Annotated in this window: 21 protein-coding genes, 1 tRNA gene and 1 pseudogene; 18 read left to right on the forward strand and 5 right to left on the reverse strand. The window is 66.1% G+C overall.

Features of this window, described 5'->3' with window-relative positions; all coding sequences use genetic code 11:
- Positions 1–185 precede the first annotated feature (185 nt).
- The 3 genes and pseudogenes from NN4_RS38290 to NN4_RS47050 all read left to right on the forward strand — a co-directional run.
- Complete coding sequence (locus NN4_RS38290; protein ID WP_147141474.1) at positions 186–533, forward strand: PEP-utilizing enzyme; 348 nt, start codon at positions 186–188, stop codon at positions 531–533.
- Between the two features lie 49 nt (positions 534–582).
- Positions 583–1,215 carry a transcriptional regulator gene (locus NN4_RS38295; protein ID WP_147141477.1) on the forward strand — a complete coding sequence of 211 codons (633 nt, stop codon included), beginning with the start codon at positions 583–585 and terminating at the stop codon, positions 1,213–1,215.
- A 515-nt stretch (positions 1,216–1,730) separates the two neighbouring features.
- A pseudogene (locus NN4_RS47050) lies at positions 1,731–1,979 on the forward strand (tyrosine-type recombinase/integrase); the annotation flags it as partial.
- A gap of 211 nt (positions 1,980–2,190) precedes the next feature.
- On the opposite strand, the gene NN4_RS38310 reads toward NN4_RS47050, so the two are convergent.
- Positions 2,191–2,274 (reverse strand) — tRNA-Leu (locus NN4_RS38310).
- Positions 2,275–2,498: 224 nt separating this feature from the next.
- Between NN4_RS38310 and NN4_RS38315 the strand changes: the two genes are divergently transcribed.
- From NN4_RS38315 to NN4_RS38355, 9 genes are all read left to right on the forward strand, one after another.
- Positions 2,499–3,116 carry an ANTAR domain-containing response regulator gene (locus NN4_RS38315; protein WP_014983319.1) on the forward strand — a complete coding sequence of 206 codons (618 nt, stop codon included), beginning with the start codon at positions 2,499–2,501 and terminating at the stop codon, positions 3,114–3,116.
- 228 nt (positions 3,117–3,344) lie between these two features.
- Entirely contained in the window at positions 3,345–4,544 is a 1,200-nt protein-coding gene (locus NN4_RS38320) for a branched-chain amino acid ABC transporter substrate-binding protein (RefSeq protein WP_147141483.1), read from the forward strand.
- A 97-nt stretch (positions 4,545–4,641) separates the two neighbouring features.
- Positions 4,642–5,679, forward strand: coding sequence for a branched-chain amino acid ABC transporter permease (locus tag NN4_RS38325; RefSeq protein ID WP_147141486.1), 1,038 nt, complete (start codon positions 4,642–4,644; stop codon positions 5,677–5,679).
- Positions 5,676–7,103: a branched-chain amino acid ABC transporter permease gene (locus NN4_RS38330; protein WP_371865809.1), complete on the forward strand. Its 1,428-nt coding sequence runs from the start codon at positions 5,676–5,678 to the stop codon at positions 7,101–7,103. Before NN4_RS38325 ends, NN4_RS38330 begins: the two co-directional genes overlap by 4 nt.
- The gene (locus NN4_RS38335; RefSeq protein WP_147141489.1) at positions 7,100–8,092 is read left to right on the forward strand and encodes an ABC transporter ATP-binding protein; all 993 of its coding nucleotides are present in this window, start codon (positions 7,100–7,102) and stop codon (positions 8,090–8,092) included. The genes NN4_RS38330 and NN4_RS38335 overlap by 4 nt, the downstream gene beginning before the upstream one ends.
- A gap of 98 nt (positions 8,093–8,190) precedes the next feature.
- Positions 8,191–8,886: an ABC transporter ATP-binding protein gene (locus NN4_RS38340; RefSeq protein WP_135237963.1), complete on the forward strand. Its 696-nt coding sequence runs from the start codon at positions 8,191–8,193 to the stop codon at positions 8,884–8,886.
- A 53-nt stretch (positions 8,887–8,939) separates the two neighbouring features.
- Positions 8,940–10,616 (forward strand): DUF885 domain-containing protein, encoded by a 1,677-nt coding sequence (locus tag NN4_RS38345; protein WP_246181312.1) that lies wholly within the window; start codon positions 8,940–8,942, stop codon positions 10,614–10,616.
- A gap of 222 nt (positions 10,617–10,838) precedes the next feature.
- Positions 10,839–13,583 carry a DNA polymerase I gene (gene polA / locus NN4_RS38350; protein ID WP_147141494.1) on the forward strand — a complete coding sequence of 915 codons (2,745 nt, stop codon included), beginning with the start codon at positions 10,839–10,841 and terminating at the stop codon, positions 13,581–13,583.
- A gap of 393 nt (positions 13,584–13,976) precedes the next feature.
- Entirely contained in the window at positions 13,977–14,195 is a 219-nt protein-coding gene (locus NN4_RS38355; RefSeq protein WP_147141496.1) for a hypothetical protein, read from the forward strand.
- A gap of 120 nt (positions 14,196–14,315) precedes the next feature.
- Here the strand turns inward: NN4_RS38355 and NN4_RS38360 are convergent, their stop codons facing one another.
- Positions 14,316–14,711, reverse strand: coding sequence for a nuclear transport factor 2 family protein (locus tag NN4_RS38360; protein WP_186818830.1), 396 nt, complete (start codon positions 14,709–14,711; stop codon positions 14,316–14,318).
- 127 nt (positions 14,712–14,838) lie between these two features.
- Between NN4_RS38360 and NN4_RS38365 the strand changes: the two genes are divergently transcribed.
- Positions 14,839–15,465: a TetR/AcrR family transcriptional regulator gene (locus NN4_RS38365; protein ID WP_147141501.1), complete on the forward strand. Its 627-nt coding sequence runs from the start codon at positions 14,839–14,841 to the stop codon at positions 15,463–15,465.
- Positions 15,466–15,789: 324 nt separating this feature from the next.
- On the opposite strand, the gene NN4_RS38370 is transcribed toward NN4_RS38365, so the two are convergent.
- Both NN4_RS38370 and NN4_RS38375 read right to left on the reverse strand, forming a co-directional pair.
- Positions 15,790–16,527, reverse strand: a complete 738-nt coding sequence (locus NN4_RS38370; RefSeq protein WP_147141504.1) for a MerR family transcriptional regulator — start codon at positions 16,525–16,527, stop codon at positions 15,790–15,792.
- A gap of 275 nt (positions 16,528–16,802) precedes the next feature.
- The gene (locus NN4_RS38375; protein ID WP_147141506.1) at positions 16,803–17,702 is read right to left on the reverse strand and encodes an alpha/beta fold hydrolase; all 900 of its coding nucleotides are present in this window, start codon (positions 17,700–17,702) and stop codon (positions 16,803–16,805) included.
- 305 nt (positions 17,703–18,007) lie between these two features.
- Between NN4_RS38375 and NN4_RS38380 the strand changes: the two genes are divergently transcribed.
- The 4 genes from NN4_RS38380 (at position 18,008) to NN4_RS38395 (ending at position 21,204) form a co-directional block, all read left to right on the forward strand.
- A complete protein-coding gene (locus tag NN4_RS38380) occupies positions 18,008–18,538 on the forward strand; it encodes a PadR family transcriptional regulator (protein ID WP_147141511.1) in 531 nt (176 codons plus the stop codon).
- Positions 18,535–19,620: a serine hydrolase domain-containing protein gene (locus tag NN4_RS38385; RefSeq protein WP_147141514.1), complete on the forward strand. Its 1,086-nt coding sequence runs from the start codon at positions 18,535–18,537 to the stop codon at positions 19,618–19,620. The genes NN4_RS38380 and NN4_RS38385 overlap by 4 nt, the downstream gene beginning before the upstream one ends.
- A 153-nt stretch (positions 19,621–19,773) precedes the next feature.
- Complete coding sequence (locus NN4_RS38390; protein ID WP_147141517.1) at positions 19,774–20,268, forward strand: beta-class carbonic anhydrase; 495 nt, start codon at positions 19,774–19,776, stop codon at positions 20,266–20,268.
- Positions 20,269–20,769: 501 nt separating this feature from the next.
- A complete protein-coding gene (locus NN4_RS38395) occupies positions 20,770–21,204 on the forward strand; it encodes a 2-isopropylmalate synthase (protein WP_147141519.1) in 435 nt (144 codons plus the stop codon).
- A gap of 58 nt (positions 21,205–21,262) precedes the next feature.
- Here NN4_RS38395 and trxA read toward each other — a convergent pair whose 3' ends face one another.
- The gene (trxA, locus tag NN4_RS38400) at positions 21,263–21,637 is read right to left on the reverse strand and encodes a thioredoxin (RefSeq protein ID WP_135235996.1); all 375 of its coding nucleotides are present in this window, start codon (positions 21,635–21,637) and stop codon (positions 21,263–21,265) included.
- Between the two features lie 210 nt (positions 21,638–21,847).
- On the opposite strand from trxA, the gene NN4_RS38405 reads away from it, so the two are divergent.
- The gene (locus NN4_RS38405) at positions 21,848–22,912 is read left to right on the forward strand and encodes an isocitrate/isopropylmalate dehydrogenase family protein (RefSeq protein ID WP_186818831.1); all 1,065 of its coding nucleotides are present in this window, start codon (positions 21,848–21,850) and stop codon (positions 22,910–22,912) included.
- Positions 22,913–23,024: the final 112 nt, after the last annotated feature.

Consider the following 23,024-nt stretch of genomic DNA (forward strand, 5'->3'; position numbering starts at 1 on the left):
GGGTCGGTCGGCGAAAGCCTTCGATGAGCTATCGCCACATCGTCAACTACTAGTTGACGATGAACCGATCGTCAACTTAAGGTTGACGCATGCAGGGGTGGATGCCGCTAAGCGGGGTGATCGCCGCGATCGAGCGGCTGCGAGGCCCGGACTGTGCTGGCTCTGCGTGGCGGACGGGAGAAGACATGACGCTGGAAGCGCCGATTGTTACCGGTGTTCCGTGCAGCAAAGGTGTTGCCACCGGCCCGGTCCGGCTGGTGCGCAGTGTCGATGACTTCGCTGCGGTTCGGGCCGGCGATGTCATTGTCTGCCGCACGACCGATCCATCGTGGACAGTGCTCTTCGGCATCGCGGCCGCGGTGGTGGCCGAGACCGGTGGCATTCTGTGCCACGCGGCAATTGTCGCCCGCGAGTACGGGATTCCCGCCGTGGTGGCGGCCGAAGGTGCGATGGAGGCGCTGGCGAATTATCGGACGATCTCGGTCGATGGAACCAATGGACACGTTCATGCCGTTCGCTCGACCCAGCGTTGATGTCACCGCACCGAGCACAGCTGCTCGACACAGGAGGAAATGGTCCGGGATGCCGCACGTTTCACGCAGTTCCTTGCTCGCATTGCACGCAATCCGCCTCGGCGGATTCGTCGATACGCAGGCGGTGGCCGACAGGTACGGAATGCCCGTCGGCCTCGCCGAGTCGCACGTGCGGGACTTCCGGACCGATGGTTGGATCAGCCGCTTCAGTTTCGGGGCAGACGCGGGGTGGTCGCTCACCGAGGGTGGGCGCGTGGAGAACGAGCGGCTACTGGCCGACGAGCTTTCCGCGTGCGCGGCAAAAGTGTTGGTGGAAGACGTCTACCGCTTGTTCCTCCCGCTCAACGCCCGGTTGGTGCAGGCGTGCACAGACTGGCAACTGATCATCCTGCCCGACGGCAGCATGCAGGAGAACGACCATCGGGACGCACCCCGTGACCAGCGAATCCTGGCCGAACTCGCAAACCTGGCAGAGGAATTGGCCCCACTCACCACTCGGCTCACCGAACGACTCGCCCGTTCTTCCGGCTACGACACCCGCTTCGCCGCTGCCCTCGCCTCGGCCACCGACGATCCCGAAATGGTAACCGGCACCAAACCTCAATCGGCCCACCGAGTTTGGTTCGAACTGCACGAAGATCTAATTGCCACACTGGGCATCGATAGAGCGCTCAACTCCTAGTAGTGTCCTTGGTCGAGCGTGTCCGGGATTGCACTGTCAGCTTGCGAAGCCGCCATTTTGGGCACACACGGGCGGTTCTTGGCCGCGCTCTTCCGCGTAGTGCCTAGCCAATATGTAGTCGGCACGCTTCAACCTGGTGCTCGGCTGGGTGAGGGGGACGCCTGTCTTCGGATCCCACACTTGGCAGAATCGCGAATTCTCGCTGCACTGCAGCGCCCCGTAGTCCCCGTTTCTGTCGCATCGCGGAACGATGCGGCTGGGGCCACTATGCTCAGCGCGTTCTTTGGCCGCATCTCTCTGGCAGTCCGTCTGAGTGCCTTCTTCGGCGATCGGCCGAGCGGCTGCCGGGCCGGTTCCGGACACGAGCCACGCGGCACAAGCAACGGTAACGAGTGCAAATCGCAGAACGAGCATGTGTTCCTCCAACGATGGCAGTGCTGCCTACCGGAACAACGGTGACCTCAGGGTCGCGGGTGTAAGTGTCGCAACTGATTCGTTGCTGACCTCAGGTGCGGATGGGTCGGTGGATACTGACCATCGCTGAGCGGAGGGAGGGTGTGGTTGCGAAGTCTGATGAGTTGGTCTTCCCGAGCCACAAGGGCGGCTACCGCACCTCCACGGAGTTCCGGTGGGTGTTCAACCGCGCGGCAGCGGAGGTGAAATCGAAGGGTGTTGTGCCACAAGCACTTCGCCATACAGCCGCGTCTCTGACGATCAGCACGGGGGCGAACGTCAAGATCGTTCAGCCGATGCTTGAGCAAAAGAGTGCGGAGGAAATCGCCCGCGCGAATGCACGTGCAAGAAAACCGCGCAACGAGGTACACATTCGATCGCGACTACCTCAACCCACGCCACCACTGGAAGGGGGTTCGGGGGGCAACGCCCCGCCGAGCGGGGTCTGGGGGCTGCGCCCCCAGTGTGACGACGAGACACCCCCGCCCGCGCGTTCCGCGGGCAAGGATGCCCAGTGTCGAGTGCCGAGTGTGGGACTCGAACCCACACGTCCTTTCGGACAACGGTTTTTGAGACCGTCGCGTCTGCCAGTTCCGCCAACCCGGCGCACCGGGAGGAAATGATAGCGGGTGGGGTGGGCTGGGACCTAACTGGTTGGTCGTCGACCCGCGGCCGGGCGGTTTGCCCTGGGTATATGAGTTCTATGCCGAAGTGAAAGGTACTCTTTACATCACTCGATAGCGCGGTGGTGAGGTCGATGGTCGGCTAGTTGGACCAACGTCCACCTCTCGGCGTGTCGGAGCAGGCATCTGAACCAGAGGGGTCTACCTATGAGCACAGCAGCAGGGGGCGCAGGCACGAAGCGCGACGCGGGGGCGAAGCGGGTTGTCGTCGCCGAGGACGAGGCGCTCATCCGCATGGATCTGGTGGAGATGCTGACCGAAGAGGGTTATCTGGTGGTCGGTGAGGCCGGCGACGGTCAGCAGGCGGTGGATCTCGCGGTGGAGCATCGACCGGATCTGGTGATCATGGATGTGAAGATGCCGCGCCGGGACGGCATCGATGCGGCGGCCGAGATCGCGTCGAAACGTGTTGCGCCGGTGGTGATTCTGACCGCGTTCAGTCAGCGTGACCTGGTCGAGCGGGCGCGTGACGCGGGTGCGATGGCCTATTTGGTGAAGCCGTTCACGAAGTCGGATCTGGTGCCGGCGATCGAGCTGGCGGCGAGCCGCTTCCATGAGATCACCGCGCTGGAGGGCGAGGTGGCGAACCTGTCCGACCGGCTGGAGACGCGCAAGCTGGTGGAGCGGGCCAAGGGCGTGCTGATGCAGACCCAAGGTCTTTCCGAGCCGCAGGCGTTCAAGTGGATTCAGCGGACCGCAATGGATCGCCGGACTACGATGAAGGCTGTCGCGGAGGTCGTGCTGGAGAACCTCGCTCCCAAGTGACCTCGGCCGTCGCCGGGTGTGAATTTTACGCGTGCGAAACGCGATCGTGAACAAAAATTCGACACGATGTCGCGTTCATGATCCGAATGTGATGCGGAACTAACGTATGAACGCTAAGTTCTGACCGGGCTGACGTGGTCGGCCTCCTCGGTGATCCCGGGGGAGCACAGGACTTAGAGGTGAAACGTGCTTAGTTCGACATGGCACAGTCGTACGACGCGAGGTGTTTTGGCTATCGGCGCTGCCGCCGCGCTGGTGCTGACCGGTTGTAGTGACAAATCGACCAGCAGCAACGGTACGGATTCGTCCGGTACCAGCGGCGCAGCCGGGCTGTCCATCCAGCCGGTGGTGCAGGTAGACATCAATGGCAAGGAAGTTGCGAAGACTGACGCGTCCAAGGCCGCCGACCCCGCCGGTGACGGCAAGGCGACCTGCGCTCCGACCAGCATCGCCTTTGCCGGCGCGTTGACGGGCCCGAATGCCGCGCTCGGGATCAACATCGACATGGGCGCGAAGCTGGCGCTCGATCAGCACAACAAGGCCAACCCCGGCTGCCAGATCACGTTGAAGTCGTTCGACACCGAGGGCGATCCGCAGAAGGCCACCCAGGTCATCCCGCAGATCGTGAACGACAAGTCGATCGTCGCCCTGCTCGGCCCGACGTTCTCCGGTGAGACCAAGGCGACCGGCAAGATCCTCAGCGATGCCGGCCTGGCCTCGCTGACCTCCTCGGCCACCAATGCCACGCTGACCCAGAACGGCTGGACCAGCTTCTTCCGCGGCCTGGCCCATGACGACGTGCAGGGCCCGTCGGTGGCGAAGTACCTGACCGGCACCGCGGGCTACAAGAAGGTCTGCGTCATCCAGGACAACAGCGACTACGGCACCGGCCTGGCCAAGAGCATCACCGACGGTCTCGGTGCGGCGGCCGACGCCAGCTGCTCGTCCAGCATCAAGACCGGCGACAAGGACTTCTCCGCCACGGTCACCAAGATCGCGGGTGCGAACGCGGACGCCGTCTTCTTCGCCGGTTACTACGCCGAGGGTGCGCCGCTGGCGCAGCAGCTGAAGTCGGGTGGCTTCAAGGGCGTCTTCGTCGCCCCGGACGGCACCAACGACCCGCAGTTCCTGTCCCAGGCGGGCAGCGCGGCCAAGGGCGCGACGCTGACCTGCCCGTGTGGTCCGGCTCCGGAGAAGTTCGAGAAGGATTACCAGGCTTTCAACAAGCAGCCCTCGGGTGTCTACTCGGTCGAGGCCTACGACTTGGCCACGATCCTGGCCAAGGGCATCGACGCGGGCAAGGTAACTCGTCCCGACCTGCTGGAGTACGTGCGTAGCTACGACGGTGCCGGACTGGCCCGTCAGTACAAGTGGAGCGCCAACGGCGAGCTCAGCAACGCACTGATCTGGATCTACACGGTCAAGTAACCCATACACACGAGTCGCGCAGCACGTACCGGGGTTCGCGCGAATCCCGATACGTGCTGCTGTTTCGTGAGGGTGAATGAATGAGGGCGAATTACGAATGACACCCACTGCATTAGCCGGCGCTGTACAACTCGCCGGTGGATCAATCGACTTCAACTATGAAGGCGTGATCCAAGATTTCTGGCGACTGACCGTCGACGGATTGTCCTATGGTGCGATCTACGCACTGGTTGCTGTCGGCTATACCCTGGTCTACGGCGTTTTGCGGCTTATCAATTTTGCCCATTCGGAAATATTCATGCTCGGCCTGTTCGGTCAGTACATCGGGCTGATGTTGCTCGGTTTCTCGCCGAGCGGTGATGTCTACTCCCAGGGCATCATCCTCACCATCACCTATTTGGCGTTGGCGATGATCTTCGGCATGGCGGTCTCCGGGGCCGCGGCAGTCGGATTGGAACGCGTCGCCTATCGGCCGCTGCGCAGGCGTGGCGCCAAACCCCTGATCTTCCTCATCACCGCCATCGGCGCCTCGTTCGTGATCCAGGAAATCGTGCACTTCGTGCTGCCGAAGATCTGGCCGTCCGTGGGTGGCACCAATGCCCAGAAGCCGATCATGCTGGTGGAGCCGACCACGCAGTTCAGCTTCGGCGGTGCGGACATCAGCAACGTGACGCTGGTGATCATCGTGGCCGCGGTCATCCTGGCCATCGCCACCGAGCTGCTCATCAATCAGACCAAGTTCGGCCGCGGCATCCGGGCCGTGGCGCAGGATCCCGACACCGCGACGCTGATGGGTGTCTCGCGGGAGCGGATCATCATGCTCACCTTCCTCATCGGCGGCGTGCTCGCCGGTGCGGCCGCGTTGCTGTACGCGCTCAAGATCCCGAACGGGATCATCTACTCGGGCGGATTCATCCTCGGCATCAAGGCATTCAGTGCCGCGGTGCTCGGCGGTATCGGTAACCTGCGCGGCGCGCTGCTCGGCGGCCTGCTGCTCGGACTGGCGGAGAACTACGGCCAGATCCTGTTCGGCACCGAATGGCGCGACGTGGTCGCGTTCGTGGTGCTCGTGCTGGTGCTGATGATTCGACCGACCGGCATTTTGGGTGAGAGTCTCGGGAAGGCACGAGCATGAACGTTTCGACCAAGACTGCCGCTCCGCCACCGGCGCCGGAGCGTCCGATGCACGGCGTCGGTGACGCCCTGCGTTCCTGGTGGGGCGGTCTGTCCCGGCCGGCTCAGTGGGCGGTCGGAGTGCCCGCCCTCATCGCGCTGGCGTTGCTGCCGTTGTTCCCGCCCCCGTTCATCGACACTCCGGGCACCAGCTTCGGCGGTGTGATGGCGCAGTTCGCCATGTATGCCCTGCTCGCTGTCGGCCTGAATGTCGTTGTCGGACAGGCGGGTCTGCTCGACCTCGGTTATGTCGGGTTCTATGCCGTCGGTGCGTACACCGTCGGCCTGCTCACCAGTCCCAACAGTCCGTGGAATCAGACCGGCGAGGGCTGGTTGAACGACGACTGGGCGTGGCTGGCCTGTCTGCCGTTGGCGGTGGCGGTCACCGCGGTTTCCGGGCTGATCCTCGGCACGCCGACGCTGCGCTTGCGCGGCGACTACCTGGCGATCGTGACGCTGGGCTTCGGTGAGATCGTCCGGCTGCTCGCCGACAACCTCGGCGACGTGACCAACGGCAGCCTCGGCCTGTCCGGTATCGCCTACCCGCACATCGGCGAATCCGAGACGAAGCCGAACGGCGTGTTCTCCTCCGGCAATGTCGGAAACTCGGACTCCGCCAACCTGCTCGACAAGGCCAACGCGGGCGCCTGGTGGTTCTGGGTCGGCATGGTGCTGGTGATCGTCACCCTGCTGATCGTCGGCAACCTGGAGCGCAGCCGCGTCGGCCGGGCCTGGGTAGCGATCCGGGAGGACGAGGACGCGGCCGAGGTAATGGGCGTGCCCGCGTTCAAGTTCAAGCTGTGGGCGTTCATGATCGGCGCCGCGGTCGGCGGGCTCTCGGGTGCGCTGTACGCGGGGCAGGTGCAGTTCATCAATCCCACCGGGTTCAACATCATCAACTCGATGCTGTTCCTGTGCGCGGTCGTGATCGGCGGGCAGGGCAACAAGCTCGGCGTGATCGTCGGCGCGTTCGTCATCGTGTATCTGCCGAACCGGTTGCTTTCGGTGCAGGCGGTCGGGCAGACGGCGGTCGGCTGGCTCGCGTTGATCTTCACCATCGCGCTGGTGGTCGGGCTGATCGTGGGGTGGCGCAGGTGGGCTCGTGATCAGGAACGGCCGATCCGGCTCGGCTATCTGGCCGGCGGACTGGTTGCCTTGATCGTGATGCTCGTCGTGCTGAACAACGTGCTGGTCTTCCAGAAGCCGGGCGCCCAATCACTCGGCGACTACAAGTATCTGTTCTTCGGCATCACGCTGATGGTGGTCATGATCTTCAAACCGCAGGGCCTGTTCCCGGTCCGGCAGAAATTGCTCGCCTACGGGCGGCAGGTGTACCAAGCCGTGCGCAGACCGTCCGGCGACGACTCGATCGGAGCGACCCGATGACCGGGCCGGGCGCCGGTGGCGCACTGTTCGACAACGAGGACATGGCCGCGGGCTATGTCGCCGAACCCGAGGCGGAGCCCAGTGCCGGTGTGGTCGACGTGACCGCGGTGATTCCGGACCTGGCCGACGCCGAGACGGTCGCGGAGGTCGTGGCCTCGCATCGCGAGATCGCGACCGAGGTCGGTGCGCCGCTGCTGCGCACCGACGAGCTGACCGTGAAGTTCGGTGGTCTGACCGCGTTGGACGCGGTGAGTTTCGAGATCCGCCGCGGCGAGATCCTCGGGCTCATCGGGCCCAACGGCGCGGGCAAGACCACCTGCTTCAACGCCATCACCGGGGTGTACCGCCCGTCCTCTGGCACCGTGTATTTCGACGGCGCACCGCTGACGAAGACCAAGCGCAACGCCATCACCCGGCTCGGCATCGCGCGTACCTTCCAGAACATCCGGCTCTTCAACGAGATGACCGCGTTGGAGAACGTGGTGGTCGGCACCGACGCCAGGCACAAGACCTCGGTGCCCGGCGCCATCTTCCGCACCGCGCGGCACCGCCGCGAGGAACGCGATGCGATCGAGCGGGGCATGGCGCTGCTCGAATTCGTCGGCATCGCACCGATGGCGGTGGAGAAGGCGCGCAACCTGTCCTACGGCGATCAGCGCCGGTTGGAGATCGCCAGGGCGCTGGCGACAGAGCCGAAGTTGCTCTGCCTGGATGAGCCCGCGGCCGGGTTCAATCCGAGCGAGAAGTCGGCGCTGATGGATCTGATCCGCAAGATCCGCGACGACGGGTTCACCGTGCTGCTGATCGAGCACGACATGCGCCTGGTGATGGGCGTGACCGATCGGATCGTGGTGCTGGAGTTCGGCCGCAAGATCGCGGACGGGCTGCCCGCCGAAATCCGGGAGGACCCCGCGGTGATCGCCGCCTATCTCGGTGTGCCCGACGACGCCATCGAGTCGGGGACGAGCGCGCACGGGACGGACGGGTAGGAGCAGCGATGACATCGCACAGAGAACCGGATCAGCAGACCGTCGACGTGACCAAGGGAGGTTCGGACGCGTCCGACACCCTGCTCGAGGTCACCGACATGGTCGTCAATTACGGCAGAATCCAGGCGCTGCACGGGATTTCGCTGCGGGTGGCGGCGGGTGAGCTGGTGACCCTGCTCGGCGCGAACGGCGCGGGCAAGACCACCACCATGCGGGCGCTGTCCGGCCTGCTGCCGCTGACCCGCGGCAAAATCGTGTTCGAGGGTCGCGACATCACCCACATGAAGGCGCACGAGCGAGTGGGTGAGGGCCTGATCCAGGCACCGGAGGGCCGGGGTGTTTTCCCCGGCATGACGGTGCAGGAAAACCTCGACATGGGTTGCTACGGAAGGCCGTTCAAGCAGAAGGCGGAGTACAACCAAACGCTGGAATGGGTGTTCGAGCTGTTTCCGCGCATGTCGGAACGGCGCAAGCAGGTCGGCGGCACACTGTCGGGCGGTGAGCAGCAGATGCTGGCCATCGGCCGGGCGCTGATGGCGAGACCACGGCTGCTGTTGCTGGATGAGCCGTCGATGGGCTTGGCGCCCATGATCATTCAGCAGATCTTCCGGATCATCACCGAAATCAACCAGCAGGGCACCACGGTGCTGCTGGTCGAGCAGAACGCCCAGCAGGCGCTCTCGCGCAGCCACCGCGCCTACATCATGGAGACCGGTGACGTCACCAAGACCGGCTCCGGTCGCGACCTGCTCACCGACCCGTCGGTGAAGTCGGCCTACCTGGGCGTCGGGTAGTTCCGGTGTAATCCCCAGGGCCGCAAGGCCGTCCTCGAGGCATGATCGTGACCATGAATGGTCACGATGAGCTGACAGGTCTGGCCGAGCGGTACTGGGACACCTTCCTGGAGGCCAAACCCAGCGACGCGACACTGCTCGGCGATCGGCGCTTCGACGATCGCGTCGAGGATCTGTCCGTCGCGGCCGAACAACAACTGCTGTCGACCTGGCGCGACCTGTTGCGCCAGGTCGACACGCTCGACGCCGAGCGGCTCGACGCCACGGATCGCACCACCCGCAGCCTGCTGCGCACCGAATTGGCGGGCGCGATCCAGCGGCTGGAGTGCCGTCCGCTGGAGATGGCCTCCGATCAGATGGAAGGCGTGCACGCCTACCTGCTGACGATGGCGCCGCAGACCAACGCGCCGGAGCCGGCCAACGCGCTCGCACTGGTGCAGCGCTTCCGGCAGTTCGACACCATGCTCGCGCAGGCCGTCGATCGGTTCCGGGACGGGATGGCCGCGGGCCGCACGCCGCCCCGGATCACCCTCGAGCGGTCGCTGAACCAGCTCGACGGATATCTGGCCTCGGAGCTGGCCGAAGATCCGTTCGTCACCTTCGCCGGTCCGCCGAACTGGGATGGCGAGGCGAACTGGCGTGCCGAATTGACCGAGGTGGCACGTGATGTGATCCGCCCGGCGTTCCAGCGTTACCGGGAGGTGCTGTTCAACGAACTGCTGCCCGCGAGTCGGCCGGACGACAAGGCGGGCCTGTGCTGGCTCGGCGCCGACGGTGAGGACATCTACCAGCGCCAGCTGCGCTACCACACCACCCTGCCCGAGCTCGGCGCCGACGAGATCCATGAGCTCGGCCTCACCGAGCTCGCCGCGCTGCGTGAGGAATACGCGACGATCGGCGAGCGGCTGTTCGGCACCGCCGACCTCGGCGAGATCTTCGCCAGGCTGCGCGACGATCCCGAGCTCTGTTACATCGACGGTGAACAGATCATGTTCGACGCGCGCCACGCGCTGACCTCCGCGAACGCCCAGGTGGGCAACTGGTTCGGCAGGCTGCCCAAGGAATCCTGCGACATCGTGCCGATGCCGGAGTTCCTCGCCGCCGACGCCCCTGCGGCGTACTACTTTCCGCCCGCCGCGGACGGTTCCCGGCCGGGCACGTACTTCGTCAACACTTATCACCCCACCGGCCGCGGGCGGTTCGAGACGGCCGCGGTGGCGTTCCACGAGGCCATCCCCGGCCACCACCTGCAACTCACCATCGCCAACGAACTCGACCACCTGCCCCGGTTCCAGCGCCAGTCGTACGCGAACACCGCGTTCGTCGAAGGCTGGGCGCTCTACACCGAGCGGCTCGCCGACGAAATGGGTTTGTACGAGGACGATCTGGGCCGTCTCGGCATGCTGTCCGGCGACTCCATGCGTTCCTGCCGCCTCGTCCTCGACACCGGCCTGCACGCGAAAGGCTGGAGCAGGCAGCAGGCCATCGACTTCATGGTGGCCAACGCGCCCGCCGGCATCGCCGAGATCACCACCGAGGTCGACCGCTACATCGGCATGCCCGGTCAGGCCGTCGGCTACAAGATCGGCCAGCTGGAAATTCGCCGCCAGCGCCTCGCCGCCACCGAACGCCTCGGCAGCGCCTTCGACATCAAGGCCTTCCACGACATAGTCCTCGGCTCCGGTTCCCTCAGCCTCCCGGTCCTCCGAGAACTTGTCGCAACCCTGTAACCCCCTGCGCCGCCCGCCTCAGAATTCGTCCGCAGGCGGGCGGCGCCGGAGGCTTTCGGGGGTGAAGGAGAAGGACGCTGCGAACGGTCCGGAGCCGGAGCGGACCGCGAGCAGGATCGCTCGGCTTGCGGTCACGCGTTCCGGGCAACGAACGTGCAGGGTTTCGGGGTGGGTGGGTGTCGGCGTATCACCTTGTCGGTGCTGGTCCCTAGACTCTGGGGCGTGAGTTCACCCACGACTGCTCAGCGTCCTGTCACCGCGTCCGGCTCCAGCGAATCCGCACCGGGAGACCGGCCGACTCTGCTGTTGCTGGACGGGCATTCGATCGCCTATCGCGCGTTCTTCGCGCTACCGGCGGAGAACTTCAAGACGGTGACGGGGCAGACCACCAACGCGGTGTACGGGTTCACCGCGATGCTGATCAACCTGCTGCGCGACGAGAAGCCGACGCACATCGCGACGGCGTTCGACGTGAACCGCAAGACGTTCCGCACCGAGGCATACCCGGAGTACAAGGCGAACCGGTCGCAGACCCCGGACGAGTTCCGCGGGCAGGTCGAACTCACCAAGGACGTGCTCGGCGCGATGGGCATCCCGGTGATGGCGATCGAGGGCTTCGAGGCCGACGACATCATCGCCACGCTCACCACCCGGGCGGTGGACGAAGGCTTCCGAGTGCTGATCGTCTCGGGCGACCGCGACGCCATCCAGCTGGTCAACGAGAACGTGACGGTGCTCTACCCGCGCAAGGGCGTCTCCGACCTGACCCGGTTCACCCCCGACGAGGTGTTCGCCAAGTACGGCCTCACCCCCACCCAGTACCCGGACTACGCGGCGCTGCGCGGCGACCCGAGCGACAACCTGCCCGGCATCCCCGGCGTCGGCGAGAAGACCGCGGCCAAGTGGATCCGGGAGTACGGCGACCTGAACTCGCTGGTGGACAAGGTGGACGAGGTGAAGGGCAAGGTCGGTGACGCGCTGCGCGCCAACCTGAGCAGCGTCATCCTGAACCGTCAGCTCACCGAGATGGTGCGCGACATGCCGCTGCCGTACACCCCGGACCAGCTGGCGCAGCAGCCGTGGGACCGCAACAAGATCCATCAGCTCTTCGACGACCTGGAGTTCCGCGTGCTGCGGGACCGGCTGTTCGAGACGCTGGCCCCGAAGGAGCCAGAAGCCGAGGCGGGCTTCGAGATCAGCGGCGGCGCACTGGAGGTGGGCGCGGTCGCCGACTGGCTCACCGAGCACGCGAAAGCCGGTGTCCGGCAGGGCGTCTCGATCGTCGGCTCCGGCACCCCCGGAAACGGGGACGTGCGCGCACTGGCCATCGCGGCGGGCGACGGTGAGAGCGGCTACATCGACGTCTCGATCCTGACCCCGGAAGACGAAGCGGCACTGGGCGCCTGGCTCGCCGACCCGGCCGTGCCGAAGGCGCTGCACGAGGCCAAGGCCGCCATGCACGCGCTGCGCGGCCGCGGCTGGACGCTCGGCGGACTCACCTGCGACACCGCGCTGGCCGCCTACCTGGTCCGCCCCGGCCAGCGCAGCTTCAACCTCGACGACCTCTCGCTGCGCTACCTGCGCCGCGAACTGCGCGCCGAAACCGATGAGACCCCCCAGCTTTCGCTGCTCGACGACGAGGACACCGTCGACGCCGAACTCGCGCAGACCGAGATGCTGCGCGCCAGGGCCGTCGCCGACCTCGCCGACGCACTCGACACCGAGCTGCAGCAGATCGAGTCCGTCCCGCTGCTCGAGGACATGGAACTGCCGCTGCTCAGCGTGCTGGCCAACCTCGAGGACGCCGGCATCGCGGTCGACACCGACCAGCTGGAGACGTTGCAACGCCAGTTCGCCGACAAGGTGACCGAGGCGGCCAACGCGGCCTACGAGGTGATCGGCAAGCAGATCAACCTCGGCTCGCCCAAGCAGCTGCAGGTGGTGCTGTTCGACGAGCTCGACATGCCGAAGACCAAGCGCACCAAGACCGGTTACACCACCGACGCCGACGCGCTGGAGTCGCTGTTCGAGAAGACCGAGCACCCGTTCCTGCAGCACCTGCTCGAGCATCGCGACGCGACGCGACTGAAGGTGACCGTCGACGGTCTGCTGAAGTGCGTTGCCGACGACGGCCGCATCCACACCACGTTCAACCAGACCATCGCCGCCACCGGACGACTCTCGTCGACCGAGCCGAACCTGCAGAACATCCCGATCCGCACCGACACCGGCAGGCAGATCCGCGACACCTTCGTCGTCGGCGCGGGCTACGAGTCGCTGATGACCGCCGACTACAGCCAGATCGAGATGCGCATCATGGCGCACCTGTCCGCCGACGAAGGCCTGATCGAGGCCTTCAACTCGGGTGAGGACCTGCACACCTTCGTGGCGTCCAAGGCCTTCGACATCCCGATCGCCGAGGTGACCCCGGAGCTGCGCCGCCGGATCAAGGCGATGTCCTACGGGCTGGCCTACGGTCTGAGCTCCTACGGCCTGGCCGCCCAGCTGAAGATCAGCACCACCGAGGCCAAGGAGCAGATGGACGTCTACTTCGACCGCTTCGGTGGCATCCGCGACTACCTGTACGAGGTGGTCGAGCAGGCCCGCAAGGTCGGCTACACCTCGACCCTGTTCGGCCGCCGCCGCTACCTGCCCGACCTGGACTCCAGCAACCGGCAGCGCCGCGAGGCCGCTGAGCGGATGGCGCTCAACGCCCCCATCCAGGGCACCGCCGCCGACATCATCAAGGTCGCGATGATCAACGTGCACAAGGCGATCGAGGCCGCAGGCCTGCGCTCCAGGATGCTGCTGCAGATCCACGACGAATTGCTGTTCGAGGTGGCCGAGGGCGAACGGGAAACCCTGGAGGCGCTGGCCAAGGAACAAATGGCCGCCGCGATCCACCTCTCGGTGCCCCTCGACGTCTCGGTCGGCACCGGGCGGAGTTGGGACAACGCCGCGCACTGACAATGGCGGCTGCCGCGCGGACCGAGCACTGTCGACGCCGATGCCGCGCGGCACACTGGTTGCCGCTGCTATGTCCCGTCGGGCATTGACCGCACTCGTGAGCGGGGCGTGGTGGCGGATCTGCCCGGCGTTTCGGTTGCGATGTCCCGTTGGGTGCTGACGGCCTTGGCGGGTGGGACGTGGCGGGGTCAACGTGCCGGTTGCCGCTGCTCTATGTCCCGTCGGGCATTGACCGCACTCGTGAGCGGGGCGTGGTGGCGGATCTGCCCGGCGTTTCGGTTGCGATGTCCCGTTGGGTGCTGACGGCCCTGGCCGGTGGGAAATGGCGGGGGTCAACGCGGCGGTCGCCGCCGCTATGTCCCACCGGCTGACGGCGCTGTACACGAGCGGGATATGGCGGAGGCTTCACTCGGTGAATGCCGCCGTGGCGTCCCGTTCGGCGCCGACGGCCTTTCCCGAGGGGGCATGGTGGATGTCGCGGTGGTGTCCGGTGTGGGTGGAGGTTGCCGCCGGTGGGACATGGTGGCGCTACCAGATGGCATGCCAGGAGAGACCGTGGCGGCCGAGGATCCAGTGCGGTCGATGGACCGGATTGTCGGCGCCGCGCGCTGACGGTGGCAGTGCGCCGAACCCATCAGCGCCCTGTCGATCTCGTTCCGTGGCGGGCTGATAACCACTGCGCGCCACGACTTATCGGGTCGCGCAAAGGGGCGCCAGTCCGCAGGCCCTCGGTCAGGCGATGTCGGCGGGCGCGGCCAGGGCGGCTTGCATCGCCACTCCGTCTACGTAGGTGTGTTTTTCGCGCACCGCGCCGTTCGCGACCAGGACCAGGTCCGCGATGTCGACCTCGACGGGGTTGCCGGTGACCGAGGTGCCGGTCAGCCGCCACTGGACCACCCAGAAATCGTCGCCGACCCGCAGATTGACCAGGTGGAAGGTGAGATCGGGGACCAAGGCGAAGGTTTGCGCGGCGGCGGCGCGGATTTCGGCGCGGCCACGGGCGGGCTCGCTCCCGGAGTGCAGGTGGAAAATCGAGTCGGGCGTGTGCAATTCGACGATGCGGTCGGGAGCGCGGTCGGCCCAGCAGGCGTGATAGCGCTCGAACAGCTCGGTGGTGCTCGCGGACATAATGCTGAATCCTTCTGACATACAAACAGGCTGACTGTATGTTCCTGGATGCCGGCACCGCCGGTCAAGGGGTGCGGTGGCTCGGATCGAAGCCGGATTCGGTGCTGCCCTAGACTTCGACGTCGCTATGAACGCTGATCGTCGAACCCAAGCCGAACGTTCGGCCTCGACCCGAGGTGCGGTGATCCGGGCCGCGCGAGAACTGTTCGGGCAGCACGGATATGGCGCGGTGAGCACGGTCGCGGTGGCCGAGGCGGCGGGGGTGAGTCGTGGTGCGCTCTACCATCAGTTCAGCGAGAAACGCGAGCTGTTCGAGGCGGTATTCGAAGATCTCGAACGCAGCCTGGTCCAGGTGATCGGCACCGCGGTCGCCGCGTCGCATTCCGATGATCCACTCGCCGACCTGATCGTCGGCTGCCTGGCCTGGTTGCAGGCCTCGACCGCCCCGGAAGTGCAACGGATCGCGCTGCTGGACGGTCCCGCGGTGCTCGGTTGGCGCCGGTGGCGGGAGATCGAACTGCGGCACACGATCGGTCTGGTGGAGAACGAGTTGGCCGCGGCCATCGCCGCGGGGCGAATCAGACCGCAACCCGTGCGGCCGCTGGCGCTGGTCGTCGTCGGCGCGCTGGACGAAGCCGCGCAATACCTCGCGCACACCGAAGACGTCATCGCGGACACCGCGGCGGTCCGCTCGGTGATCGAGCAGCTCATTTGGGGCCTTGCCATCGATCCGGAACCTCGGTCTGCCGACTAGTTCCCCAGTCGGGCCTGACCGGCAGTCCTGCGGACTGGTTCGATGCGGCGGCGTGAGGCCCGGCTCGACGCAGCGGCCTGGCGGTCTGGCTCGATGCGGCGGGCGTGACGGTCGCTTCGATGCGGGGGCGTGACGGCCTGGCTCAACGCAGCGGCCTAACAGTCTGATTCGCCGCCGGGGGCGTGACGGCCTGGTCGACGCAGCGGCGTGACAGTCTGATTCGAAACAGCGAGTCCCGGCGCGCTAACGGCTGCATCGCGACGTTGTGTGCAGCAAGCAATGTTGCGGTGGCCCTTGGCATCGGTGGCGTGCCGCGGATCGAGGTCAGGTGCCGGATGCCACGGTCCGGCGCTGCTTGGCGCGATGCGCGAGCACCTCGAGGACGCGCTGCCAGGCCGGTGACGCCTCGGAGATCTGTGCAGTGACCAGCTTCAGGTATCCGGACGCACCGCCGTCGCGTTCGTGCCGGATCTCCCAGGCGTCCAGGTCATCGATAAGTTGGTCCAGACGGGGGTCTTGCGGATCCCACTCGACCGATTGATCGCAGGCGAGATACAGGCGCAGCGTCTCTGGGTCGTCCAAACCGGCGTTCTTGTCCCGTATTCGCTGCGGCATGACGTGGGGCTCCAGTGCCTGCATCAGGATCCACGCGTCGCGTTCGAGGCGCACCCGCTGCTCGCTCACCCCGAGGTCCCGCATCCGGTCCAGGATGGCGACCACATCGGCGGGCAGGACCAGGCTTTCGCCACCGGCCAATTCCGCGATCCGGCGGCGGTATTCGCTGAGTTCATCGATCTTGCGTCGCAACGTCGCGTCGATGTCGGTGATGGCGGCGGCGAACTCGGTCGGCTCGGCATGCAGCAACACGTCGATCCGGGCCAGCGGCACACCAGCGTCGGCGAGCGTCCTGATCCGGATGAGATCCACCGCCGCCTGCGCGCTGTAGCGGCGATACCCCGACGCATCGCGCTCGGGCTCGAGCAACAGCCCGACCTGAGTGTAGTGCCGGACGGTGCGCACGGTCACGCCGGCGGTCGCCGCCAACTGGCCGATCGTGAGCACCGTCCTCCTCGGATCGTCGCGAAAGATAATCGCGTCGAGTCTAGGGCGGTACGCCGACGGGGCCGCCGGAGTGGGGGCACTCAGCCGCGTGCTCAGGCGACCACGTCGTGGATTGTCTTGCGGCCGCGGCGTCGGGTGGGTGTACTCGGCTGTGTGCCTGGTCGATCGCGTCGTGGGTTGTCTCGTGGCTACGGCGTCGGGTGGGTGTACTCGGCTGTGTGCCTGGTCGATCGCGTCGTGGGTTGTCTCGTGGCTACGGCGTCGGGTGGATGCACTCAGCTGTGCGCCCGGTCGATCACATCGCGAATCGCTTGGACCACCGCATCGGGGCGGTCGAAGCACAGCCGGTGGTGCACGGTGTCGGTGAGTATCCGTTGCTCGCCGTGCGAGACCGAATCCACCAGTGCCGCGTCCATTCGCTTACGGCCGTCCTGCATCGCGCGCAATGTCGCCGCATCCTGCGTGGGGTCCTCGCCCAACACACTGAGCGCCACCACCGGCACGTCCGGAATGTTCGGTCCAGCTTGCAATTCGGCCGCGAGCGCGGCCAGCGTGCTGCGCTCGGCGACGCCGACCGCGCGCCATTCGGCACTGTCCTTGGCCTCGATCAGCGATTGCCGCACCTGCTCCGGGTAGTCCGCGAACAGCTCGGCGTTCATCGCGCGCAGGGTCGGCCGCAGCTGTTCGAGCTGCTCAGGACCGGGTGCCTGCCGCTCGAACTCGGCAAAGGACGCCGACGGTGGCATGAAGTCGTCCCAGTCGCGGTGCAGACCGTCCAACCAGGCCAGCCCGGCGACTTCCTGCGGGTACAGCTGTGCGAACCGAAACGCGTAGAAGGCGCCGAGTGAGTGCGGTGCGAGCACGTACGGAGCGGGGATCTGCTGGGCGTGTAGCAACTCGTGTAGTTCCGTGGCGACGGCGGTGACGGTGCGCGGCAACGGGATCGGATCGCTGTAGCCCGTGCCGCCACGGTCGTACAGCACCGCCGTAGTGAACTGCGAAACCTGTTGCTGGACACCCAAATAGTCCAGACCGACGGCGCTGGCGCCAGGCAAGAACACGACGGCCGGCCCGCCACTACCCAACCGGTGCAGGAAAATCCGGCGGCCTCCGATCTCCTGGAATCCGCCGATCGGGGGAGCCAGCCGAGCCGCGGAGGTGGTGTTGTTGATCATGTGTAAAGCCTCCGACCCTGACGCAGCGTCAAGGTCAAGCCGCATGGCGGCCGAACCGTTCTCGCAGCCCTTGCTCGCACCGGTCATCAGAGTCGTTCCTGTCGGTGAAGCGGGGTTGCGAAGGGCACGTCCGACTCTCATTGAATGCTGTGTCGCCGTCCGGCTGCGTCACCGAATCGGCTAGGCCCATCTCGAATTGGTGGTGAGGCCAGCGGCCTGGCCTCACGCTGTTGCCCCGCACTACCGCCGTTGCAGAACCAGACGGATATATTGGACACCGCATATATATGATCTAACGTATATGCATGTCTCTGCGTCACGCGGTCCTCGGCCTGCTCTCCATCAAGCCGATGAGCGGCTACGGGCTGAAGAAGGTGATCGACGAGAGCGTCGGGCATTTCTGGGCGGCGGATCAGTCGCAGGTGTATCGCACGCTCGCGGATCTGGTGGACGGCGGGCTGGCTGCCCGGCGCACCGTGGTGCAGGAAGAACGCCCGAACATGCACGTGCACAGCGTCACCGAGCCCGGCCTGGCCGAGCTGGACGCCTGGCTCGCCTCGCCGTTGCGGACGCCGCCGACGCGCGATCCATTCCTGGCTCGCTTGTTCTTCGCGGATAGGTTGCCGCCCGAGCGGCTACGCGAACTGCTGGACGCCCGTCGTCGGGAGGTGAGTGAGCAGCTGGCGGCGCTGCGAGCGGTCGCTGTCCCCGCCGAGGCCGCCGATACCGGACAGGCGCTGCGGCTGGCCACCCTCGACTACGGCATCACCGTCGCCGAAGCCGAACTCGTCTGGCTCGACAACACGCAGCGACGGCTGGAGCGGAGCGCTCGATGAGCACCCAGGTATCGACCGAGCTCGACCGGATCGCGGCGCGGTACGCGGCCGATCCGAAGGTGTCGGCGTTCAGCGCCGCGATCGAGCAACCCGCCTCCGGTTTCACCTGGGGTTATGGCGATACCGATCAGCCGTACTTCATCGCGAGTATCACCAAGCTCTACACCGTCGCGATGATCATGCAGTTGCGCGCGGAGCACGCCCTCACACTGGAGACCCGCGCGGCGGAGCTGCTCGGCGCGGACACGATGCGCGGGCTCAACGTGCACGGCGGGCACGATTACGGTCCGGCGATCACGGTGCGCGAGCTGCTGGCCCAAACATCTGGAATACCAGACTATTACGAGCAGAAGGGGCCTGACGGCGCCACCCTCGCCGAGAGTATGCTCCGCTCCGATGCCGCCTGGACTTTCGAGGACTTCCTCGAGCGAGCCAGAAGCATGCCCAGTCGATTCCCTCCGTCGGCGCCCGGCCGAGCCCAGTACTGCGACACCAACTATCAGCTACTCGGGCGGATCATCGAGGTCGTCACCGCCGGCCGCTTCGAGGACGCACTGCGCCGACGCGTGCTCGAACCGCTGGGCTTGTCCAGCACCTGGCTGTTCACCCCGCAAACTGTGGACCGGTACGACGAGGTCGCCACACTGCGGCACGGTCGCACGCCGCTGCGCATTCCGGAGGCGATCGCCTCGTTCCCGCCCGACGGCGCGATGGTGTCGACAGCAACCGATCAACTGCGCTTCCTGCGCGCCTTCGTCGCCGGCCGGGTGTTCCCCGCTGAATACCTCACCGAGATGACCGCACAGTGGCATTCGGTGTTCTCGCCCCTCGTGCCCATCCACTACGGCATCGGGCTGATGCGCTACCGAGTGCCACGCTGGCAAACCCCCGCCACGCCCGCTCCGGTCATGATCGGCCACTCGGGCGCTTTCGGCACCGTTCTCTATTACGTCCCGGACCGCGATCTCTATATCGCCGCCACCGTCAACCAAATGCGCGCTCGCAGTCTCTCCCATGTCCTGTTGCTGCGCTGTGCGACCCGATTCCCGCGGCAGGCACTGCGACCTCCGCTCGTCGGTTAGTCGGCCCCGCAATGTGAGGTGAGCATGTGTCGCTGTCGGCACGCCAGTAAACGAATCACGGTGAGCAGGACCGGTCCGCGCACGCCCGCGCGTATTTATCGTGGGCCACGCCACATATAAGCAGCCACGCATACCTAACGCAGGGGACCGCCCATGACCGTCACCGATGAGTACCTGCAGAACAACGCAGACTATGCGAGCAGCTTCCCCGGCCCGCTGCCGCTGCCGCCCGCCAAGCATGTCGCGGTGGTCGCGTGCATGGACGCCAGGCTGAATGTCTATGGGGCGCTTGGCATTCAGGAGGGGGAGTCGCACGTCATCCGGAACGCGGGCGGCGTGATCACCGCCGACGAGATCCGCTCGCTCGCGATCAGCCAGCGCCTGCTCGGTACCCGCGAGATCATCCTGATCCACCACACCGACTGCGGCATGCTCACTTTTACCGACGACGACTTCAAGTCGTCGATCCAGCAGGAGGTCGGCATCAAGCCGGAGTGGGCGGCGGAGGCGTTCACGGACCTGGAAACCGATGTGCGCCAATCGATTGCCCGCATCGTCGCGAGTCCGTTCGTGCCGCACAAGGATTCGATCCGTGGCTTCATCTTCGACGTGGCCACCGGCAAGTTGAACGAGGTCGTCGCCGACTGATCCAACCGCACTCAGTGCGAGGTCCACGTCACGCGATCCGGGTCCACGGGCCCGGATCTCGTCGTTTCACGAACGCGACACGCCCTCCCGACACGCCTGCGCAGATGTCGCGTAGATGACGCCGAGCTGAACATGTGCCGCGTATAACGGCCGTGATCGGCCCGCATTGCCGCTCTGCGCCCCTGAGCTGGGCAAAGGCTACCGGCCGGTAGACAAATCGGGCGTCAAATATGGTTGCTATTGCGCTGGGATGTCCCTATCCTCAAGCGCGTGCCGAATCCCGCCGACCGCCACAGCGCAGCGCTCAACGTCGCAGACCGCGACAGCGCCGCGCTAATTCCGCTTACCGCGATGGTGGCGCAGCGGCGACTTCTCCTCGTAGTAACCCGCCGTAGCGGGGTCTGATTCGGACCGGCCCCCTCGCTGCGGGCTGAATGACTTGTTAGTGCTGGTCCCCTCTGTCAACTGAGCCACGACATTCCTCGGGAAGACCTACTTTCAATGACAATCCTCACTCTCGATACCCACGCGTTCCATGCCGCCGCCCCCAAGGGTCTGCGCCACGAAAGTGCCGACCTCACCCCGGCGCAGTTCCACGACCGCTACTGCGAGCACACCGGGCCGATTCGGCTCGGTGACTGGTCGCCCGGGGGTAGCCGAAGCGCCGATTTCGCCGTGACGCTGGAGTTCACCGACCACCTGCGCACGGTGGTCGCCTCCGGCAGCCTCGTCGCGGCGATGACCTCGGCCCTCTACGAGGAGGGCTACCACGTCGAAATTCTGCAGTTCCACCAGCGTCGCACCGGCGAGGGCACCGCGACCTTCGTGCAGTGCGAGTGCAACGGCCGGCGCGGCTGGGGTGCCGCCCTGGCCGACGACGGCGCGGAATCGACGGTTCGCGCGATGATTGCCGGCGTCAATCTGCTCGGTAGCTGAACACAGCAGAAGGGCCGTTCCTCGCACGCGCGACGAACGGCCCTTCTGATTCAGCGAGTTACTGCTCGGCGCCGGCCTGCTGCTCGGCGAGCTGCTTGCGCACCTCGTCCATGTCGAGCTCCTTCACCTGGGTGACCAGGTCTTCCAGCGCGGCGGCGGGCAGCGCGCCGGGCTGTGCGAACACCAGCACACCCTCCCGGAAGGCCATGATGGTCGGGATGGAGCGGATGTTGGCGGCGGCCGCGAGCCCCTGCTCGGACTCGGTGTCGACCTTGCCGTACACGACATCGGCGTGCTTCTCCGAAGAGGCCTCGAAGGTGGGTGCGAAGCTCTTGCACGGGCCGCACCACTCAGCCCAGAAATCGACGAGTACCACGTCGTTTCCGGTGACTACCTCGTCAAAATTCTGCTGGGTCAGCGTCTGGGTGGCCATGACGTCCTCTCGTATTCGGTATGCCGACTACAACGCCGGCCATTGCCTAAATCATCCACGGCCGATCGGCGCGCGCGGCACCGATCGCCGTCCCCTGGCCGTATACCCAGGCTTGTCGCCGGGAAATCCCGCCTGACCAGATGGTCTCCGGACGGTAGCGGTCGGTGGGTCGGTGCACCCGTTGGCGGAGCGCGGCGCGAGGATGATCTGGTGCGACTGGGACTGATAGACGGCGACGGCATCGGACCGGAAGTGGTGCAGGCCACCCGACGGGTCGTCGACGAGGCGGTGTCGGCCGCGGGTGCCGCGCCGATCGAATGGGTGCCGCTGCTGATGGGGCATCGGGCCATCGAAGAACACGGCGACCCGTTGCCGGAACAGACCTTGCAGGCGTTGGACGGCGTGGATGCCTGGATCCTCGGCCCGCACGACAATGCCTCCTACCCGGCGGAGCACCGCACCGCGGTCGCGCCGGGCGGCGCCATTCGCAAGCGTTTCGGGCTGTACGCCAACATCCGTCCGGCCCGCGCGTTCGCCGGTGTGCGTGCGGCGGCGCCGACGATCGATCTGGTGATCGTCCGGGAGAACAGCGAGGGTTTCTACGCCGATCGCAATATGTTCGCCGGGTCGGGGGAGTTCCGGCCGACCGAGGACGTCGCCATGATGGTCGGCGTGGTGACCAGGCAGGCCTGTGAGCGGATTGCGCACGAGGCCCTGCGGCTCGCCACGACGCGCCGCAAGCGACTGACCATTGTGCACAAGGCCAACGTGCTGCCGATGACGATGGGTCTGTTCCGCGACGTGTGCTATGAAATTGCCCACGCCTATCCCGGGGTCGAGGTCACCGACGAACACGTCGACGCGACGGCCGCCCACCTCGTCCGCGCGGCCGCCGACTACGACGTGCTGGTCACCGAGAACCTGTTCGGCGACATCCTCTCCGACCTGGCCGGCGAGCTGAGCGGGTCGCTCGGCCTGGCCGCTTCGCTCAACTGCTCGGCCATCCACGCCATGGCGCAGGCGGTGCACGGCGCGGCGCCGACCATCGCGGGGCGCAACCGCGCCAACCCCGCCGCTCTGCAATTGTCGGCGGCAATGCTGTTGCGCTGGTTGGGGACTCGCGACCGGCGCGGCGACCTCCAGCACGCCGCCGAACGCATCGAACGGGGTGTCGCCGCCGCGTTCGAAGCGGGCATCGCCACGGCGGACCTGGGCGGACTGGCATCGACCAGCGAGTTCACCGAACAAGTTTGTGCTAGGGTCCACCGCCGGTAGTCAGAGTGTGGTAGCCCGGAGTGTTCAGCAAGGAACGGATGAAAGTTCCGTTACTGTCCAGCACGAAGCGTCTCGGTCGCTTAGATTGCCAACGGGTGGTGACACCCGGGTT

The sequence above is a fragment of the Nocardia ninae NBRC 108245 genome (genome assembly GCF_007990755.1).
Lineage (GTDB): Bacteria > Actinomycetota > Actinomycetes > Mycobacteriales > Mycobacteriaceae > Nocardia > Nocardia ninae.